Source organism: Halomarina salina, assembly GCF_023074835.1.
Taxonomy (GTDB): Archaea; Halobacteriota; Halobacteria; order Halobacteriales; family Haloarculaceae; genus Halomarina; species Halomarina salina.
In genome coordinates this window covers 555,849-574,036 of record NZ_JALLGW010000001.1, presented here as the reverse complement: position 1 = coordinate 574,036, position 18,188 = coordinate 555,849, and the positions used below count along the sequence as shown (strand labels likewise).

Below are 18,188 nucleotides of genomic sequence, written 5' to 3'. Positions count from 1 at the left end.
AGCGACGGCGCTCGGTCTCAGGCGACCGCTCTCGACTCCACTCTCGCTTTCAGCGCCTCGTTCATCTGTACGAACCCGCGCTCGGTCGAGTCGCCCAGCCACCAGTTGACGGGGCGGACGAGCACCCCCGAGAACCGCTCGGCGTGGACGAGTCGTGTCCTGCCGTCGGGTCGCTCGGTGAGCGTAAACGTGTGTTCCCCGTCGTAGAGTCCGTTTACGCCGAGTGTACCGCGCCAGCGCAACTCGCGCCCGTCGGCGACGAGGACCTCGGGCGTCATCGTCACCGCCGGTTTGCCGGGCGGCGTCAGGTGGACGGTCACCCGCTCGCCGGCGACCGGCCGCTTCTCGATGGTCATGAACGGGTTCCACTCCTCGTAGCGCTCGACGTCCATCAGCACCTCCCACACCGCCTCGGGCGGGGCGTCGATGTCGACGCTCGTCTCGACGTGATTCACGCGACTGGTTGGATAGCGGAGGGGATAAACACGCCTGAAACCCCACGAGAGCGTCTCTGTCCGGTGGACGTGCGCCGTCAGTCGCTCTCGACTTCGGCGTCCGTGCCCGTCTCGACGCCCGCGTCCGCCTCGTGGACCGCGTCGACGAGTTCGCACTTTCTACACAGGTCGCGGGTCGTGGTCGCGCCACAGCGTTCGCACTCCCCGAGGTCCGGGCCGTCGCCGTCGCCGCGGTACTGCTCGGCGACGATGCGGGCGAACTCCTCGTACCCGGCCATGATGGAGTGGCGCGTGCCGGGGTGGTTCTCCTCCAGGTTCAGGAGCAGTTCCTGAATCTCGCCGCGGTAGGCCTCCGAGGAGTGGGGGCACTCGGCCATGTGCGTCGGTAGGTCCCGGAGGTGGGCGTACAGCGCCACCTCCTTCTCGGGGACGTCGCGGAGCGGTTTCGCCCGCGGCACGAACTCGTCGGCGTGTTCCTCGCCCCGGTCCTCAAAGCCGCCCAGGGAGGCGTCGAAGTGCTTCGCCATCTGGCGCAGGTCACCCGAGAACACGTTCATCAGCGCGGTCTGGGCCTCGTCGTCGAGGTTGTGGCCCGTCAGCAGTTTGTCGGCGTCCAGCGCCTCGGCGTACCGCGAGAGCACGTCCCGGCGGAACACGCCGCAGTACGCGCAGGGGGCCATCCCCTCGGGGTCCTCGCGGGCCACGTCGTCCATGCGGAGGCCGAACTCCTCCTCGTAGCTCACCACCTCGTGACGGATATCGAGGTCGTCGGTCAGCGAGAGGCAGGCGTCGAGGGACTCGTCGCGGTAGCCCTCGATGCCCTCGTGGATGGTCAACGCGACGAGTTCGACGCGGGGATCCTCCGCGAACGTCTCGTGGAGGATCTGCGTGAGGACGACGCTGTCCTTCCCGCCCGAGAGGCCGACGACCCACGTCTGAGGGTCCTCGGGCGTCGCGTCGTCCGGCAGGAGGTTGTCGTCGCGCACCCGTCGCCGGACGCGCTTCTCGACCGACCGACAGAAGTGCGACTCGCAGAGATGCAGTCCGGAGTAGGCGGCGTGCATCACCGCCGGTGCGCCACACTTCTCACAGTCCATGGGCGGCGTTGCGGGGCGAACGGGATAACCCCCGCGTTCGCTCCGCGACGCTACAGTCTGGGTTCCCGTCCGCCGTGGGCGTCGTACGCCCGGAACACGAGTGCGCCGAGGAGGGTGATGAGGATGGAGAACGCCGCGACGCCCGCGGCGATGGTCGGCCGCGAGCGGAGCAGTTCCACGAGCACGGCCGCCCAGGCCGCGAGGAGGAACGCGTCGAGCGGTCTCGGGGCGAAGCGGTCGCGCCGTTCGCGCCACTGCTGGGGGAGTCGCCAGTCGGTGATGGTCCGAACCACCGGGGGGCCGACGGCGGCGGCGCTCGTCGCCACCGCCAGGTCGAACGCGACGAGGCCGAACACGACGCCGGCCCCGAACACGCCCGGACCCAGGCTGACCCCCTGCGCCACGACCGGGTTCATACTCGCCCGTTAGTAATCTGGGACTTAAATCTCGTGGCTTTCAGCCGCGCCGTCTGACAGTTTCGCTGACGGCTGTCGGCCGTTCGTCGGACTCGTTCTCGCCGTCGTGTACGTCGGTCGCTCGTTGCAGGCTGCCGTCGGCGAGAGAAACCCACTTCGGCCGTCGCGCGCTACCTGGGGTATGGACGAGTTCTCACGCGCGGCGGCGGTCGACCGGGTCGAGCGCCTGCTCGACACCGTCGACGACGACCCGATGCCCGTCCCCGTCCGCGAGGTGTGGGTGTACGGGGACATCACGCTCGGCGTCGACCCCATCGACCGCCTCGACGTCTACGTCACGAAGGACCTGCTGTTCGGGAAGGACGCCGACCGCGAGGCCGAGTTCCGCGACGCCCACGGCGTGCAGGGCGTCGGCAAGACGGTCTCCGCGGAGTGGGCCGAGCAGTTCCCCGAGTACGTCCGGGCGAACCACAGCGGCCACGCGGCCCCCGAGAAGTGCCTCGCCGCCCACCTGCTCGACGAGGACGAACCGGTCCACCTCGAAGTGTGCAACAGCGGGTTCGAGTCGAACGTCACCCAGCGACTGAATGGTGCGCAGGCCCGCGGCGACTACGAGCAGATCCTCGACCCGCGCGGCGCGTGTCTCTGGGTCGACGGCACGCGCAGCCAGGACACCCTCGACAAACTCCGGGCGGGCGACCTCGTCCTCCCGACGCTCCCGGACGCCCTGGCGATGCTCGGTATGGACGACGACGAGGCGCAGGAGGCGGCGACCGCCGTCCAGCGCTACCGCGAGCGTCAGGAGGGGACGTCGGTCCGCGGCGACGTGGTCTGACGCGTCACCCAACTGTCGGGCCGCCCCTCGGTCAGCGGAGCGCCGCCGGCCCGTCCGCCAGCGACGCGAGCACGGCGTCGAGGTGGATATCGCGTGACGGGGAGGCGAACAGCTCGTGGCCGCCCTCGTACGCGACGCGGTTCTCGGCTGGCGTCCGCTCCTCGATGGCCGACGCGCTCACCACCTGGTCCGTCGGCGTGTAGAAGACGCTCGTCCGGTCGGCGTCGAACGGCGGGAGCCGGTGCTGTGCCCACCTCGCCTCCCGGAGGAACGTCGGCGCTGCGGCCCGCGGACTGTCGGCCACGCGCTCGTCCGTCGCCAGCTCGCCGAGCATCTCGCGCTCGGCGGGTGACGGGAGGATGGGCGTCGAGACGGGGAGCTTCGACAGGTACTCCACGACCGGGTTGTCGAGGCGTTCGTGGAACCCCCACCACGGGCTGAGGTGGACTTTCCACGTCGGGTCGTCGAGGAACTCGCCGATGAGACCGCCCGTCGAGTGGGTGAGCAGGCGGTACTCGTCGAGCGGTTCGACGGCCTCGGCGACCGGGTCGAGCCACTGCGACCGGAAGTCGGTCACGACGGTCGGTAGCTGGAACCCGTGGACCCGATAGCCCTCGTCGACGACCTGGTCGACGAGCCACTGGACCGTCTCGTGTCGGAAGCGATTGCCCCAGCCGAGAACGAGGACGAGGTCACGGTCCCCCTCGCCGAACCGTCTGACGTGCATGGTCGTCCGTCTCCCGGCCGGGACTTGTACCTGCGGGCTTCGTCCGACGGCGCTCCCCTCGCCCCTCGCGACACGATACGACGGCTCAACGCTCTTCCCGGAGGCGGGTGTCGTGTGCGACGATGGCTGACCAGACTCGGACGACACGACGACGACTGCTCGCCGCGGGCGGTGGCTCGCTCGCCGCACTGACCATCATCGCTGGCTGTGCGGGCCCTGGCGGGGGCGAAGGTGAGGAGGGCGGTGAAGGCGGCGAGGGCGGCGAAGGTGGCGAAGGTGGCGAAGGCGGCGAGGGCGGCGAAGGTGGCGAAGGTGGCGAAGGCGACGAGGAGGGCGGGGGCGGTATCGGCGGTGACGAGGGGGAAGAGGGCGAGGGCGGCGACGCCCTGAGCGGACCACCGTCCTGACGGTCGGTACCCCTCGCCGAGCACGTCGAACACCGTCGCGTCGGTCACCGGCCTGCACGTCACGCTCCTCTGGAGTCGGGCGCGGAGTCGCCCTCGCCGGTCGGGACGCGACCGACGGTGACGAAGAACGGCACCGTCTCGCGTCGCCGGTACGTCCCCGCCGTCATCGCCTCGACCACGTCGCGGCCCATCTCCCGCCACTCGTGACGGAGCGCCTCGAACGCGTCCTCGCTCATCCCACCATCCAGCAGCGTCTCGCGCTGGTCGTCGAGACGCGACGCGGTCGCCTTCCGCTTGGCACCCTCCAGCGCCGACTCGTCGTACGGCGGCTCGACCGTCCGAACGTGGTCGTGTCTGCGCGTCTCCACGTCGACCAGCCCCGCCTCGCGGAACAGGTCGGGGGCCGCGCCGAGCGTCACGTCCGTCGGGACGCCGTCGACGAACCGCTCGCGAGCGCGGGCGGTGAGGCGCTCCTCGGCCGCGACGCTCGACTCCACGGTGACCGCCGCGTTGTCGGGTTCGACCGCCGCGACCAGGTCCGAGGAGGCCCGCTGGAACTCCTCGACGGCCGCCAGCGGGTCGGGGAGGTTGATGAGCAGCGCCTGACAGACGACGAGGTCCGCCCGCGCGTCCGCGACGGGCAGGGAGAGCGCGTCGGCGAGCACCGGGTGGACGGGGTCCGGTACCTCCGCGAGCAACGCCGGGTCGCGGTCCAGTCCGACGACCTGCGCGTCGGCGGGCGTCTCGCTGGCGAGCACTGACGAGAGCTTCCCGGTGCCACAGCCGACGTCCAGCACGACCGACCGCTCGGCCAGGTCGAGGGGAGCGAGCGCCTCGCGGTCGCCGGGCGACCACATGCCGCGTCGCGTGTCGTCGAGGTAGTCGGCGGAGAACCGGCGCATTCGCTCGTCCTGTGTGAGCGGGGGGCAAAACGGTGTGGTTCCGCGGTCAGTCGTCGGTGCTGGTCACCGGCCGGTTCCGGTCGGCAGGTCGTAGCGCAGCAACGCGTAGCCCAGCACCACCGCCACGACCAGTCCGACGAGGTCCCACTGGTCGACACCGCGGGCGGCCACGCCGACGGCGGTCACCTCCAGCATCGCGGCCAACACCGCGCTCGCCCCGACGAACTGTACCCACTGTCGGCGCGAGTCGAGACGCGACCGGATGGCGACGGCGACGAGCGTCCCGACGAGGAACGGGAGTGCGACCAGCGTCGCGGCGGACGCCAGCGTCCCGATACCGACGAGGGCTGCGAACTGGCCGACGCTGAGCGCGAGCAGGGCGAGGAACACGCCCGCGGCCAGTAGCACCGCGAACGGGAACTCCGAGTCGGAGGGCATGGCAGGGGTGTTCGGGTGCTCGCCACTTAGCGATTTGTTCCCCGCTCGTCTTCCCGAGACGGGTCGTTCCCTTCGGTCACTTGCCGTCTCGCAACTCCTCACGGTTCGCGTTGCTCACCGTTCGAACACTCGGGATTCTCCTTCGCTTCGCTCAGTCCGAATCCCGCAACTCGCGGGTCGCTGCCGCTCCCCGCTCGTCTTCCCGAGACGATTCGCTCGCTTCGCTCACGAATCGTCTCGCAACTCCTGTACCCGCTCGATGTTCCACGCGAAGCTCTTGCCGTTCTCCGTCGGCGTCTCCAGCACGAACGGACGGTCACGCACCCGCGGCTCGTTCACGAGCGTCTCGAACCCCTCGACGCCGATCTCGCCCTCGCCGATGTGGGCGTGCTCGTCCTTGTTGGTACCACAGCCGTGTTTCGAGTCGTTGAGGTGGAAGTACGCGAGGTCGTCGAGACCGACCACGTCGTCGAACTCGGTGAGGGTGTCCTTGACGCCCTTGGCCGTCGAGAGGTCGTAGCCCGCCGCCCACGCGTGGGCGGTGTCGACGCAAATCTCCAAATCGTGGCTGCAGTCGTCGAGCACCTGCGCGAGGTGCTCGAACTGGCCGCCGAGTTTCGTCCCGCTGCCCGCGTCGGACTCGACGAGGATGGTGACGTCCTCGGGGACGGTGAGTTCGTCCAGCGCGCTGGCGGCGTTGGCGAGGCCGCCGTCGACGCCCGCGCCGGTGTGCGCGCCGAGGTGCACGTTGACGTACGGGACACCGAGTCGGTCGGCGGCGTCGAGTTCCTGCTGCATCGAGTCGATGGACTTCTCGCGCAGGTCGTCCTTGGGGGTACAGAGGTTGACGAGGTACGACGCGTGGATCATCCACGGGCCGACGTCGTTCTCGTCGGACAGGGCACGGAACGCCTCGACGTCCTCCTCGTCCGCGGGCGTGTGCTTCCACACCTGCGGCGAGTGGGTGAATATCTGCCCGCAGTTCCCGCCGAGTTCGACCTGTTCGTCGACCGCGTTCTGCACGCCACCCGAGATGGAGGTGTGTGCACCGACTCTGAGCATATGCTCCTCGCTAGGAGTTTGTGGACATAGTGACTTCGGAACGTGACCCGCTGCGTCCACCGTCTCGACGGCGTCGGTCGAGAGGACCTGCTGCGTGCCACGTGGGACTCTGAACCGACCGCTTCAGACGCTGGCCGTCGGCTCGATAGACACGCTGCCCGTGTTCGGGAGGTCCAGCAGGTCGTCCAGACGAGCCCCGAGCCTGGGGAGTTGCTCCCCCGGAGCGACCGTCATCTCCTCGCTGTCGAACTCGACGGCGTCCGCGTCGGCGAGTTTCGGGAGTGCGCAGTGGTACAACCGCGTGGCGACGCGCTCCGTGTGGGCCTCGGCGTCGGTGCCGTCGGGAGCCACAGCCGGGTCCAGTCGAACGAGTTCCGCCGCGAGCCCCTCTACGCTCCACGTCTCGTCGACTTCGAGCAGGAGCGCGACGACCTGCCGCCGGGTCTTCGTCCCGAGAAGCGCGAGTGCCGTGTCCGCTGAAACTTCGTATGTCATTGTGTTCTTGTACTCAAGACCAACACACAGCTGGGTAAGACACGTCCCTAAAGGGTTAGGGCTGGCTCGACCGCATCCGGCGGACACCTCTCGCGGGTCACGTCCAGCGGTCGGATGCCGAGTCGACGGAGTCTTCGACTGGTCGGGGACGCTACGCTCGTTCCAGCGGGTCGACGCGGTCGCGGTTCCACGCGTCGCTGTCGAACTTCTCGCGGGCGATCTCCCGTGCTCGCTCGTGTTCGGCGTCGGTCCACGACCCCTCCTCTGCGTCCGCCCACGCGCCGAGCGCGGATTCGAGCGTCTCGACCGCCTCCTCTCGCGAGAGGTCGGCGTGTTCGTCGATGCCCGTCACGCGCTCGCGGAACGCGTCGGGACCCACGCTCGGGTCGGTGAAACACGGCAGGGTGCGTTCGGGGCACGAAGAGAAGGTGAGCGACCCGTGCTGGATGACGCTGTTGCGGCGGCGGTACTGGGCGTTGCCCGAGAGCTTCCGGCCCTCGTACACCACGTCGTGGGCCGGGTGGAGCTCCCTGAGGTAACACGCGGGTTCGTACAGTTCGGGGTACGACTCCTCGGCGAACCCGGCGGGGACGCCCATCTCGGCACAGGCCGTGAGGAGCGGTTCACACAGCAGGTCGTACGTCTCCATCAGGTCGCCGGGTAGTTCGCTCGCGGGCGCGATGGTCGAGTAGGAGATGTCGCCGAACTCGTCGTGGTAGATGGCCCCACCGCCGGTCGGTCGCCGCACCACGTCGATGCCCTCGCGTTCGCAGAACGCCCAGTCGATATCCTCCGGGTCGTTCCGGTAGCCCAGCGAGAGCGTCGACGGCGACCACTGGTAGACGCGGACGGTCCGGGGGCCGCCCGCGGCGGCCGTCTCCGCGGCGACGGCGTCGTAGGCCATGCAGAGCGGGCCGGGCAGTGACTCCTCGCGGATGAGTCGCCACTCCCGGTCGGCGAGCGCGGGACCGTCGCTCGCCTCGTCCTCGGCGGTGCCCCCCGCGCTGTGAGCGTCGTCAGCGCCGCGCGCGTCGGTCATACCGTCCGTAGCGAGGAGTGGGGGGAAAGCGGTTGCGCCCGGTCGCTCCCGTCGGCTCTCGGCGAGTCGAAATCACTGCACGCGATGCCCCTCCGACAGCCCGTCAGGGAGCCAGCTAAAGAGCGTTTTAGCGAGAACTTATCCGGCGAGCGCCCACAGTGAGAGTATGGACAACGTGCTGAAGACCGGGACGACGACGGTGGCGCTGAAGGCCACCGACGGCGTCGTCCTCGCGGCCGACCGCCGCGCCTCCCTCGGTGGTCGGTTCGTCGCCAACAAGAACGCCATCAAGATCGAACCGGTCCACGACCGCGCGGCCGTCACCATCTCCGGGTCAGTCGGCGGCGGGCAGGGCTTCGTCCGACAACTCCGCGTCCAGGCCGACCTCTACGAGACCCGGCGCGGCCGCCCGATGAGCATGGACGCGCTGGCCCAGACGGCCGCCAACATCATCCGCGGGATGCAGGCCCAGCCACTGCTCGGCGGTGTCGACCTGCCCCACTCCGACCGCTCGACCATGCCCGGAACGCCCGAGGACGACGCGGACGCCGGCGAGCCCCGGGTCTTCTCGATAGACGGCGCGGGCGGCGTGATGGAGGACGACTACACCGCCAGCGGCAGCGGGATGACCGTCGCGACGGGGACGCTCGAACGCCTCTACGACCCCGAGATGAGCGTCGAGGAGGCCGTCGAGGTCGCCGCGGAGGCCGTCGCCGCCGCCAGCGAGCGTGACACCGCCTCCGGAAACGGTATCACTGTCGCGCGTATCACTGCCGACGGCGTGCACCAGGACAGCTACGACGACACGGAGGAGGTCCTCGCATGATGGGGAACAACGACCGGCAGGCGTACGACCGTAACTCGAACATCTTCTCGCCGGACGGACGGCTCTACCAGGTCGAGTACGCCCGCGAGGCCGTGAAACAGGGCTCCGCGAGCGTCGGCATCCGGACGAACGACGGCGTGGTGCTGGCGGCCGCCCGTCGCGTCCGCTCGCCACTGCTCGAAGAGCGCAGCGTCGAGAAACTGCACAAGGTCGACGACTTCCACGGCGTCGCCAGCGCGGGTCACGTCGCCGACGCCCGCCAACTCGTCGACGTCGCCCGTCGCGCGGCACAGGTCGAGCGCCTGCGCTACGGCGAGTACATCACGACCGAACAGCTGACGACCGAGATATCCGAGCACATCCAGGAGTACACCCAGTCCGGCGGCACCCGGCCGTACGGCGCGGCGCTGCTCATCGCGGGCTACGCCGACGGCGACCCGCGCCTGTTCGAGACCGACCCATCGGGGACGGCCATCGAGTGGCAGGCGACCGCCATCGGCGGCGGCAGCGACCGCATCCGCGAGGAACTCGAAGAGCAGTACGACCCCGAGATGGGTATCGAGGACGCGGTCGCCCTCGCCGAGGACGTGTTGACCGACGAGGACGACGACGAGGGCGCTCGCCCGACCGTCGCCGTCATCACGAAGGACGGCTTCGAGCCGCGCGACACGGACGAGTAACGCCTTCGACACGCAGTACGACACCTCTTCTCGGTCGCGTTCGCGCGAGCGCCTCTCTTCGGCTACGTCGGACGCGGCGCTGAGTCAGTCGATAGCCTCGTGCCGCGAGCGCATCATCTCATTTCACAGAACGTATTTGATCGCGCGGGTTTTCGAGGTGTGTGATGCCCTCCCGACGCAGATTCGTTCGACTGAGCAGCACCGCAACACTCGCTTCTCTCGGAGGGTGCGCCATGCGTGAGGACCAGTCAAATCGAACCACAAGTGCGAATAGAGCGTCTACGCGTACGGCGGCTGATAGCACCGACCGCATCGAAATCGTCGTTATCAACAGTCGTCAGACTTCGTTCGATGTCAATCTCACCGTCACCAGCGAACAGGAGCAGGTGTTTCGGCAGACAGCCCACGTCGGTGCGAACGGCGGCAAAGAAGTCCTCTCTCCAGATATCAACGAACAGGGAATCTACGAACTCACAGTCACACTGTCCGATGAGGACAAACACACTCGTCGCTTCTCTATCGGAGAAGAACAGCTTCGAAACGGGTTTGGCATCGAAATCGGTGAAGAGATTCGGCTATTGGTAGAAGAGTGATGCTCAGGACGGCAGAAATACGGAGGGAATGAACCTGTACGGAACGTCTCGATGAATCTTCGATGTACTCTGAAACACTCACGCTCTACGTCCATCGACAGAGCCGAACGAGCGACGTGCGCTGTGGGGCGTTCTCCGTCGTCGTGGCCGACGAAGCTGGTCGCTCACGGGCAGACGCAGTCGCGTTCACCCGCAGGTCCCCGCTGCAGTCGTCGTCAGGTGGCCGATGGGATTGATGCGGGAGGGCCGTCGGACCGCTCAGACGAGCGTGTCGCCCAACGTGGACAGCACGACGATGCTCCACACGAGGACGCCGACGCCGTAGAACAGGAGGACGAACCGGAGTGAACCATCCGTAATCGCCTCGGGGAAGAACCCCGTGCCATCGGCCACCAGTTCGGCCTCTTCGGCGTTCGAGCCGAAGTTCGTCTGCCCGGCCGCGCCGCCGCCGAGCGCCGCGAGCACGACCCCGCTCCCTGCTAACGCGAGCATGTACAGTCCGGAGTGCGTCGCGAGGTACACCGCTCCGACCGTGAGGAGGGCGAGGAGACCCGTGTGGAGGAGCAACGGTTTCAAGAGTGGCTTGAGGTTCATGGGGGACTATTGTACCACGCGATTGTGTTGCCAACATAATATTTCTTTGTGCCCGTAGTGGCACGCTCGCGGTCGGTGACAGACCCACGCTCTCCGGCTCTCGTTCGCAGGCCACACCTTGACTCCCGTCACGACCGGATGTTGAGGTATGGTAGAAGAGCGCAATCTGGACGGGGCAGTCGCGATCGTCACTGGTGCAGCGGGCGACATCGGTGGAGGAATCACGCGCGAACTGGCGAAGGCCGGGTGTGATATCGCCATCGCCGACCTCGGCGTCTCGGAGGACGCCGCCGGGGACGACGCGAAGCCGGACAACCACGAGCACGCTACCGACCTTGCCGCCGACCTCGAGTCCCTGGGGGCGGAGACGCTCGTCGTCGAGTGCGACGTCACCGACGCAGCACAGGTCGAGGAGATGGTCGAGACGACCGTCGACGAGTTCGGCAAGCTCGACATCCTCGTGAGCAACGCGGGTATCATCACGTACTCGCCGGTCGAAGAGTTGGACGAGGACGAGTGGGACGCCGTCATGGACGTCAACACGAAGGGGGTGTTCCTCTGCGCGCGTGCGGCCATCCCACATCTGAAAGAGGGCGGCACCATCATCAACACCGCTTCGATAGCGGGCGAAATCGGCGCCGAGGGGATCGCCCACTACTCCGCGTCGAAACACGCCGTCATGGCACTCACGAAGACGCTCTCGCTTGAACTCGCCGAGGACGACGTAACGGTCAACGCCATCTGCCCCGGCATCGTCGACACGCCGATGTGGCGCGACGTGCTCACCCCCGGAACCGGTGAGGCGTACGAGGACACGATTCAGCGTGCCATCCCGCTCCACCGCGACCAGAAGCCCGAAGATATGGGCCGTCTCGCGGTCTTCTTCGCCAAGAACCGCAACATCACCGGCGAGGCAGTCAAGATAGACGGCGGCATCACGCAGGACGTCCTCTGAGCGGTCCGGATTCGCCGACTGGGAGACGACTCCTCCTCGGTCGGAGTGCTCGTTGGCGGGACCTCGTATCGATAAGGACGGTACTGCTTTCGTAAGCGCTAGGCGGCAACTGGCCGTGTTCTCGGTCTCTCGACTCCGCTCACCGACTGGCTGGGTGCTCTCGTCGGCTCTCTACGACGCCGACTGCGTCTGTCGGTCCGTCTCGACGACGGTCCCGTCCGCGCCGACCAGCACCGACAGCGTCTCGGCGTCGAGCGTCGTCGCCACCCGGACGCACCACGGGTCGTCCGACAGCACCCGCTCGGCCCACTCCTCGCCGACGTTCCAGATGGGCCGGTCGCGCAGGTCGACGCCGTGGTCGTGGTAGAACGAGACGACCGCCGGGTGGTCGAGCACCGCCAGCGTCACCGGACAGCGCAGGGCGTAGCCGCAGGCCGAACACGAGAGGTCGATGCGGGTGAGTGGCGTGCCGTCGCCCTGGTCGTCGCCGGTGTCTGTCTCGTCGGTGTACTCGATACGGCCACGACTCGCCCCGCCGCACTCCGGGCAGGTGCCGTCCGCGAGCAACCCGACGCGGTGGCGGTAGAGGCTGTCGAGCGCCCGCGGGAGGGCGTCGTCGTCGTGGCTACGGAATCCGCCGGGCGGGAACCCCAGCGAGAGGACGGTCTGCTCGCACGCCGAGCAGGTGATGGCGACGGTGTTGTCGTGTGCGCCGGCACGGAGCCCGGGACCGTCACCCGCGGCCTCGCCGTCCTCGCCGTCCGCCGCGGCCCCATCTCCGCCCGCCCCGCAGAACGGGCACGGGTCGGCGACCGGGACGGGTTCGCGGTCGACACTCTCGGTGTAGGTGCCGGAGGCGATGGCGCGGGCCATCCGTACCCCGGCGTCGGTGAGCGCGTACCCCTCGTCGGTCTCGCGGAGGTAGTGGCCGGTCAACTGCCGGAGGTGGTAGGCGAACCCGGCGGAGGTGTCCGCGCCGCTGGCCTCGAACAGCTCCGAGAAGCGCCGTCGCGTCGGCACCCCGTCGTCGAGGAGGGCCGCGAGCGTCCGCGTCCGGACCTCGTTGCCCAGCGGCGCGAACGCCTCGCTGGGGTCTGGTCCGTCGGCGGTCGTCTCCGCGTCGACACGCTCGCTCTCGGTCATGCCCCGGCGTAGGCCAGCGCCCCGTATAAGTAGTCCGCCGAGCGCATTCCCCCGCCTGTCGTCCGCTTCCGCCAGAACTCGGACGATTCGAGACTACTGGCGTCGGTACTCCATCTCCGTCGTCACCTGCTCCGCGACGTCCGTACCACCGAACCGCTCGACGAGGTGCAACGCGAGGTCGATGCCCGACGTGACGCCGCCAGCGGTCACCACGTCGCCGTCGTCGACGACCCGTTCCTCGCGCACGTCCACGTCGAACTCGCGCAGGTCGTCCAGCGCGCCCCCGTGGGTGACCGCGGGTCGCCCGTCGAGGACGCCCGCGTGAGCGAGAATCATCCCGCCGGTGCAGACCGACGCGACGATGGCGTCGGTGTCAGCGATTCGGGCGACGGCGTCGGGCAGGTCACCCTGCTCGACCTGCGCCCACGCACCCGCCGAGGAGCGGTCGTTCCACCCGCCGCCGGGGACCACGAGGAGGTCCGGGTCCGAGAGGGTGCCGTCGACACCGACTCGGAGGCCGTGGCTCGCGGTGACCGTCTCGCGGTCGTCCAGCGTCACGAGCGTCGGCGGGAGGTCGGCACCCGCTCGCGTCGCGTTGGCGAACACCTCGAACGGCCCGATGGCGTCGAGTTCGTCGAACCCCTCGTACAGCACGATTTGCACGTCCATAGCGAGGAGAGGGAACGCGAGGACATGGCTGTTGGTACCCGGGTAGCCTGCGCGGATGTCTTGCGCAGGTGGCCCAGCCGCCAACCTGTCTCAGTCGTCGTCCGAGTACCCGCCCTCGGCGGTCGGGCCACAGAGTGCGTCGCAGGCGACGTCGGGCCGACCGTCGCCGCTGGTGTCGAGCGGCGAGTGCGGTTCGGCGGTCGGGGCGGGTCGTCGCTCCGTCCCCGGTCCCGTCGCGGGCAGGTAGACGTAGATGAGGCCGGTGATGACCGCCATCACGACGCCCGCGGCGACGGCGCTCGCGGGGTAGCCCGTGGCGGCGTAAGCGGTCCCCGCGAGCGCACCGCCGACGCCGGTGCCGACCTGTCCGACGCCGACGGTGAGGCTCATCAGCGAGCCTCGCTGGTTCCCGTCGGCGAGTTCGGTGAGGAGGGTGGTGAACGAACTCGCCCGCGAGGCGAACAGCCCCATGACGACGACGAACACGGCCGCGACGGCGACGAACCCACCCACCGCACCGGCGACCGGCGTGAGCGCCATGACGACGGCGATGCCGACGCTGGCGACGAGGATGACGCGCTTGCGCCCGAGCTGGTCCGAGAGGCTCCCCGCGACTGGACCGACCACGGCGTTCGACAACCCGCCGAGCAGGAACAGGAGCGCGATGGCTCCCGCCCCGACGAGCAGTTCGACGCTCAGCCACGTCGGGAGGAACGTGGTGTACAGCGCCGACCCGCCGAACATGAGGAAGAAGACGAGCGTCGCGGCGAGTATCTCCCGTCGCCGGAGGAGCGCGGCGTACTCGCCGACGAACGACCGGACGGTGAGTCGAGTGGTGGCGAGCGTCACGTCGGGCGCGGGCAGGAACGCCACGACGAGGCCGAACGCGACCAGGGTGGCGACGGCGAACGCGAGAAACGGCGCGCGGAAGCCGAACTCCGCCGCGAGGAGCGTCCCGATGGGGATACCAGCGATCTGTCCGGCGGCGAACCCGCTGATGACCCAGCCGTTGGCCCACCCGCGGCGTTCGGGCGGGAAGTAGTCGCCGACGTAGGCGATGGCCGCGCCGTTGAGGACGCCCCCGGCGACGCCAGCCAGCAGGCGGACGGCGAACAGGCCGAGGAAGTCCCCGGCCAGCCAGTGCAGTGCGAGTGCGCCCGTCATGAGTCCCGTCCCGGCGAGCAGGACGGGCCGGCGACCGATTCGGTCCGAGATGGGGCCGACGAGGAGCGCGAACGCGCCGACGGCGACGCTGTAGGCGGTGATGAGCGTCCCGAGCGCCGCCTCGTCGACGTCGAGTTGCGTCGCTATCTGCGGGATGATGGGGGCGATGAGCATCGCCTGGCTGCCGACGCCGAACACCAGCAGCCAGAGGGTGAACACGACCAGTCGCGAGTCCGGGCCGTCCCGAGGGGCCGGCGAGGAGTCGTCGGCTACTGCCACGCGACCTCCGCGCTACTGGTCCAGATCATGACGTTCGTAGGCGACACGGGGAGATAGCCTTCGCGTCACCAGCGCTGACACGGAGCTATATCGTCTCGCCGGTGCCACTGCGAACATGGCCGAGCGAACGCTCGAACTGGCGCTCAGCGACGAGGAGTACGACCGACTGACGGACGTGACCGACCACCCCGAGGAACTGGCCCGCGAGGCGGTGCTCCGTCGGGTCGAACTCGCGGAGTCGGTCGCGTTCACCCAGGGCGGTGGCTTCCGCGACCCCGACGGCTCGCTCGTCGCGGACGGCGAGACGCCACCGCCACCCATCGGGGCGCTGGTGGGCTTCGACGTCGACCACGTCGCCGGCGGCGAATCCCGTCTCACCCTGGAGGCGGGACCGGAACACGCCAACCCGATGGGGACGCTCCACGGCGGCGTCCTCTGCGACCTGGGCGACGCGGCGATGGGGACGGCCTACGCCAGCACGCTCGACTCCGACGAGTCGTTCACGACCCTGGAACTGAAGGTGAACTACCTCCGGCCGGTGTGGGACGACCGCCTGACCGCGACCGGCCGCGTCGTCTCCGGCGGGCGGACCGTCGGCCTCGTCGAGTGCGACGTCCACGACGAGGAGGACCGGCTCGTCGCGCGACTCTCCAGTACGTGTCTCACGCTCCGGGGCGAGCAGGCGTCGGGGCGCTGAACGGCGCTCCAGCGGGACGCGGAGCGTCGGCCCAGCGCCCAGCGCCGACCAGCCACGCCCGGTAACACTCGTGTCACCACCCGACGCCCGCGTCCGCGCCGACTGAAGTACGTCCGCGTTCTACCGACTACTATGCCCGAACGAATCCCCGGCATCCACCACGTCACCGCCGTCGCTGGCGACCCGAAGCGGAACTACGACTTCTACACGGACGTGCTGGGCCTCCGACTGGTCAAGCGGTCGGTCAACCAGGACGACCCATCGACGTACCACCTGTTCTACGCCGACAGCCGCGGGTCGCCCGGAACGAGCATGACGTTCTTCCCGTTCGCCGGCGCGACCAGCGGCACCGTCGGTGCGGGGCAGGTCGGCGTCACCGCCTTCCGCATCCCGGAGGGGTCGCTCGACTTCTGGGCCGACCGCCTCGACGAGCACGACGTCACCCGCGAGGAGCCGACCGAACGGTTCGGCGAGCGCGTCCTCCCGTTCGAGGACCCCGACGGCCTCCCGCTGGAACTGGTCGAGGGCGAGGACGCCGCCGACCCGTGGACCGAGCACGTCGACGCCGAGCACGCCATCCGCGGGTTCCACGGCGTCGCGCTGCTCGTCCGCGACACCGGCCCGACCGGCGAACTGCTGGAGACGATGGGGTACGAGCGGACGGAGGAGACCGACGAACGCGTCCGGTACGTCTCCTCGGGCGAACTCGGCGCGGTCGTCGACCTGATTCCCACGCAGCAGGCGGGGCGACCCGGCTACGGTACCGTCCACCACGTCGCCTTCCGGACGCCGACCGACGAGGACCAGCAGGCGTGGCGCGAGACGCTCGTCGACCTCGGGTTCGACCCGACGCCCGTCATCGACCGCGAGTGGTTCCACTCGGTGTACTTCCGCGGGGGCATCCAGTCGGCGAACACCGGCGGCGTCCTGTTCGAACTCGCGACCCACGAACCCGGTTACACCGTGGACGAACCGCTGGCGGAACTCGGCTCGTCGCTCGTCCTCCCGCCGAAGTTCGAGGCGAACCGCGAGCGCATCGAGGCGAACCTGCCCCCGCTGGCGCTCGACGACTGAGCGACGACCCGGACCGGCGCATCCCGGTCCTCCTCGATTCGGCTCGTCGCCCCCGGTCGTGTATCGACTCCCGGACCCGCGGCAAGGTTATCCTTCCAGACGACCTAGCACACCTGTAGTGCCAAAGGACTTCAGCGACGTCACCGGTCTCCCCGACGACCTCGGAATCGGGGACGACCTCGCACGAGCGGAACAGCACCTCACGGTTCGCGTCGAGAGCCGACGCTACGGGAAACCGATGACCATCGTCGGCGGGTTCGACGACGGCACCGTCGACCTCAAGGACCTCGCCTCGACGCTGAAACGTCGCCTCGCGACCGGCGGCACCGTCGAGAAGGACTCCAGGACCATCGAACTCCAGGGCGACCACGCCGACCGCCTCCCCGACGTCCTCCGCGACGAGGGGTTCCAGGTCGCCTGACGACTCGAACCGCCGATTTTCGCGCGCTCGACCGTTCTCTCGTCACTTCCTGCCGAGCGGTAGCTGACGCCTTCACGGCGATTCTATATCGCGAGATGCGATTTACTACCCCTCACACGGCGGACGCGCGGGGCTTTTCCCTGCGGCCCGTGAACAGCGGGTATGGTGCGGAACGTCGCCGATTTCTTCCCCGACCTCCAGACGGAGGACTTCTATCTGCTCTCGGGGCTCGAACACGGGATGCGCTTCTCCGAGTGGGTCGCCCAGGAGAAGCTCGCCGAGTTCGCCCGTCTCGACAGCGAGGAGGTCACCTACCGCCTCGACCGGTGTGAGGACCGGGAGCTGGTCGAACGCAAGACCATCCAGTATCTCGGCTTCCGACTCACGTTCGAGGGGTACGACGCGCTCGCGTTGCGGACGTTCGCCGAGCGAGACACCATCGAGGGGTTCGGCGCACCGCTCGGCGTCGGCAAGGAGAGCGACGTCTACGAGGTCCGGTCGTACAAACCGCTCGCGCTGAAGTTCCACCGCGAGGGGTACACCAACTTCCGCGAGGTACAGAAGGAACGGGACTACACCTCCGACAACAAGCACATCTCGTGGTTCTACACGGCCCGGAAGGCCGCCGAACGCGAGTACGAGGCGCTGGAGACGGTGTACCCGGACGTGCGGGTCCCCCGGCCCATCGACCAGAACCGCCACGCCATCGTGATGGAGAAGCTCTCGGGCGTCGAACTCTCGAAGGCGAAACTCGACCCCGAGCAGGCCGTCGGCGTCCTCGACCTGATACTCGACGAACTCGCCGCGGCGTACCGGGCGGGGTACGTCCACGCCGACATGAGCGAGTACAACGTGTTCGTCGACAGCGACGGCGTCACGATCTTCGACTGGCCGCAGGCCGTCCCCACCGACCACGAGAACGCAGACGAGTTCCTGGAGCGAGACCTGCGCAATCTGGTGGGCTACTTCGAGCGCAAGTACCCGAACCGGGTCGGCGACCCGGACATCGGTGCCGTCGCGCAGGCAGTGCGTGACGACGAGTTCGAATCGGTCCGCGACCACCGCTGACGGACGCTTCCGGCTTTCTCCGTACTGTTCTCGCAATCCGACCGCGATGGCTGGGCCACGGGAGATAAACCGTATAGTGCGATATGGAATGGCCGTCGTGTCGCCGGGGGAACGCTTCTTGTCGGCGGGCCGAGACGGCCCTGTAATGGAGA

General features: G+C 68.7%; 23 protein-coding genes. 10 read left to right on the top strand and 13 right to left on the bottom strand.

Annotated elements, in window-relative coordinates; all coding sequences use genetic code 11:
• Window positions 1-17: 17 nt before the first annotated feature.
• From MX571_RS02920 to MX571_RS02910, 3 genes are all read right to left on the bottom strand, one after another.
• Window positions 18-455: an SRPBCC family protein gene (locus MX571_RS02920; protein ID WP_247414099.1), complete on the bottom strand. Its 438-nt coding sequence runs from the start codon at window positions 453-455 to the stop codon at window positions 18-20.
• 77 nt (window positions 456-532) lie between these two features.
• Window positions 533-1,552 carry a tRNA 2-thiolation protein NcsA gene (gene ncsA / locus MX571_RS02915; RefSeq protein ID WP_247414098.1) on the bottom strand — a complete coding sequence of 340 codons (1,020 nt, stop codon included), beginning with the start codon at window positions 1,550-1,552 and terminating at the stop codon, window positions 533-535.
• A gap of 50 nt (window positions 1,553-1,602) precedes the next feature.
• Complete coding sequence (locus tag MX571_RS02910) at window positions 1,603-1,968, bottom strand: hypothetical protein (protein ID WP_247414097.1); 366 nt, start codon at window positions 1,966-1,968, stop codon at window positions 1,603-1,605.
• Between the two features lie 181 nt (window positions 1,969-2,149).
• On the opposite strand from MX571_RS02910, the gene MX571_RS02905 reads away from it, so the two are divergent.
• Window positions 2,150-2,803 carry a DUF7095 family protein gene (locus tag MX571_RS02905; protein WP_247414096.1) on the top strand — a complete coding sequence of 218 codons (654 nt, stop codon included), beginning with the start codon at window positions 2,150-2,152 and terminating at the stop codon, window positions 2,801-2,803.
• A 31-nt stretch (window positions 2,804-2,834) separates the two neighbouring features.
• Here MX571_RS02905 and MX571_RS02900 read toward each other — a convergent pair whose 3' ends face one another.
• Window positions 2,835-3,530 (bottom strand): alpha/beta hydrolase, encoded by a 696-nt coding sequence (locus MX571_RS02900; RefSeq protein ID WP_247414095.1) that lies wholly within the window; start codon window positions 3,528-3,530, stop codon window positions 2,835-2,837.
• Window positions 3,531-3,652: 122 nt separating this feature from the next.
• On the opposite strand from MX571_RS02900, the gene MX571_RS02895 reads away from it, so the two are divergent.
• Window positions 3,653-3,937 (top strand): hypothetical protein, encoded by a 285-nt coding sequence (locus MX571_RS02895; protein WP_247414094.1) that lies wholly within the window; start codon window positions 3,653-3,655, stop codon window positions 3,935-3,937.
• A 59-nt stretch (window positions 3,938-3,996) separates the two neighbouring features.
• On the opposite strand, the gene MX571_RS02890 is transcribed toward MX571_RS02895, so the two are convergent.
• The 5 genes from MX571_RS02890 to MX571_RS02870 all read right to left on the bottom strand — a co-directional run bounded on the left by MX571_RS02890 (window position 3,997) and on the right by MX571_RS02870 (window position 7,873).
• Window positions 3,997-4,839, bottom strand: coding sequence for a class I SAM-dependent methyltransferase (locus MX571_RS02890; RefSeq protein ID WP_247414093.1), 843 nt, complete (start codon window positions 4,837-4,839; stop codon window positions 3,997-3,999).
• Window positions 4,840-4,902: 63 nt separating this feature from the next.
• Window positions 4,903-5,277 carry a hypothetical protein gene (locus tag MX571_RS02885; protein ID WP_247414092.1) on the bottom strand — a complete coding sequence of 125 codons (375 nt, stop codon included), beginning with the start codon at window positions 5,275-5,277 and terminating at the stop codon, window positions 4,903-4,905.
• Window positions 5,278-5,502: 225 nt separating this feature from the next.
• A complete protein-coding gene (locus MX571_RS02880; RefSeq protein WP_247414091.1) occupies window positions 5,503-6,339 on the bottom strand; it encodes a deoxyribonuclease IV in 837 nt (278 codons plus the stop codon).
• 123 nt (window positions 6,340-6,462) lie between these two features.
• Window positions 6,463-6,834, bottom strand: a complete 372-nt coding sequence (locus tag MX571_RS02875) for a DUF7344 domain-containing protein (RefSeq protein WP_247414090.1) — start codon at window positions 6,832-6,834, stop codon at window positions 6,463-6,465.
• A gap of 151 nt (window positions 6,835-6,985) precedes the next feature.
• Window positions 6,986-7,873 (bottom strand): lipoate--protein ligase family protein, encoded by an 888-nt coding sequence (locus MX571_RS02870; protein WP_247414089.1) that lies wholly within the window; start codon window positions 7,871-7,873, stop codon window positions 6,986-6,988.
• 166 nt (window positions 7,874-8,039) lie between these two features.
• Between MX571_RS02870 and MX571_RS02865 the strand changes: the two genes are divergently transcribed.
• The 3 genes from MX571_RS02865 (at window position 8,040) to MX571_RS02855 (ending at window position 9,972) form a co-directional block, all read left to right on the top strand.
• Entirely contained in the window at window positions 8,040-8,699 is a 660-nt protein-coding gene (locus MX571_RS02865) for a proteasome subunit beta (protein WP_247414088.1), read from the top strand.
• Entirely contained in the window at window positions 8,696-9,379 is a 684-nt protein-coding gene (locus MX571_RS02860) for an archaeal proteasome endopeptidase complex subunit alpha (RefSeq protein ID WP_247414087.1), read from the top strand. The genes MX571_RS02865 and MX571_RS02860 overlap by 4 nt, the downstream gene beginning before the upstream one ends.
• Window positions 9,380-9,612: 233 nt before the next feature.
• The gene (locus MX571_RS02855; protein WP_247414086.1) at window positions 9,613-9,972 is read left to right on the top strand and encodes an Ig-like domain-containing protein; all 360 of its coding nucleotides are present in this window, start codon (window positions 9,613-9,615) and stop codon (window positions 9,970-9,972) included.
• Between the two features lie 258 nt (window positions 9,973-10,230).
• Here MX571_RS02855 and MX571_RS02850 read toward each other — a convergent pair whose 3' ends face one another.
• Window positions 10,231-10,566, bottom strand: coding sequence for a DUF8070 family membrane protein (locus tag MX571_RS02850; protein ID WP_247414085.1), 336 nt, complete (start codon window positions 10,564-10,566; stop codon window positions 10,231-10,233).
• Between the two features lie 148 nt (window positions 10,567-10,714).
• Between MX571_RS02850 and MX571_RS02845 the strand changes: the two genes are divergently transcribed.
• Entirely contained in the window at window positions 10,715-11,521 is an 807-nt protein-coding gene (locus MX571_RS02845) for an SDR family NAD(P)-dependent oxidoreductase (RefSeq protein ID WP_247414084.1), read from the top strand.
• A gap of 171 nt (window positions 11,522-11,692) precedes the next feature.
• Here the strand turns inward: MX571_RS02845 and MX571_RS02840 are convergent, their stop codons facing one another.
• The 3 genes from MX571_RS02840 to MX571_RS02830 all read right to left on the bottom strand — a co-directional run bounded on the left by MX571_RS02840 (window position 11,693) and on the right by MX571_RS02830 (window position 14,776).
• Window positions 11,693-12,664 (bottom strand): DUF7351 domain-containing protein, encoded by a 972-nt coding sequence (locus MX571_RS02840; protein ID WP_247414083.1) that lies wholly within the window; start codon window positions 12,662-12,664, stop codon window positions 11,693-11,695.
• A gap of 93 nt (window positions 12,665-12,757) precedes the next feature.
• Window positions 12,758-13,333 carry a DJ-1/PfpI family protein gene (locus MX571_RS02835; RefSeq protein WP_247414082.1) on the bottom strand — a complete coding sequence of 192 codons (576 nt, stop codon included), beginning with the start codon at window positions 13,331-13,333 and terminating at the stop codon, window positions 12,758-12,760.
• A 90-nt stretch (window positions 13,334-13,423) separates the two neighbouring features.
• On the bottom strand, window positions 13,424-14,776 hold the full coding sequence (locus tag MX571_RS02830) for an MFS transporter (RefSeq protein ID WP_247414081.1): 1,353 nt from the start codon (window positions 14,774-14,776) through the stop codon (window positions 13,424-13,426).
• A 115-nt stretch (window positions 14,777-14,891) separates the two neighbouring features.
• Between MX571_RS02830 and MX571_RS02825 the strand changes: the two genes are divergently transcribed.
• From MX571_RS02825 to MX571_RS02810, 4 genes are all read left to right on the top strand, one after another.
• On the top strand, window positions 14,892-15,473 hold the full coding sequence (locus MX571_RS02825) for a PaaI family thioesterase (RefSeq protein ID WP_247414080.1): 582 nt from the start codon (window positions 14,892-14,894) through the stop codon (window positions 15,471-15,473).
• A gap of 132 nt (window positions 15,474-15,605) precedes the next feature.
• The gene (locus tag MX571_RS02820; protein ID WP_247414079.1) at window positions 15,606-16,547 is read left to right on the top strand and encodes a ring-cleaving dioxygenase; all 942 of its coding nucleotides are present in this window, start codon (window positions 15,606-15,608) and stop codon (window positions 16,545-16,547) included.
• A 118-nt stretch (window positions 16,548-16,665) separates the two neighbouring features.
• Window positions 16,666-16,968: a stress response translation initiation inhibitor YciH gene (gene yciH / locus MX571_RS02815; protein WP_247414078.1), complete on the top strand. Its 303-nt coding sequence runs from the start codon at window positions 16,666-16,668 to the stop codon at window positions 16,966-16,968.
• Between the two features lie 162 nt (window positions 16,969-17,130).
• Window positions 17,131-18,036 carry a serine/threonine-protein kinase RIO2 gene (locus MX571_RS02810; protein WP_247414077.1) on the top strand — a complete coding sequence of 302 codons (906 nt, stop codon included), beginning with the start codon at window positions 17,131-17,133 and terminating at the stop codon, window positions 18,034-18,036.
• The last annotated feature ends 152 nt before the right edge of the window (window positions 18,037-18,188 follow it).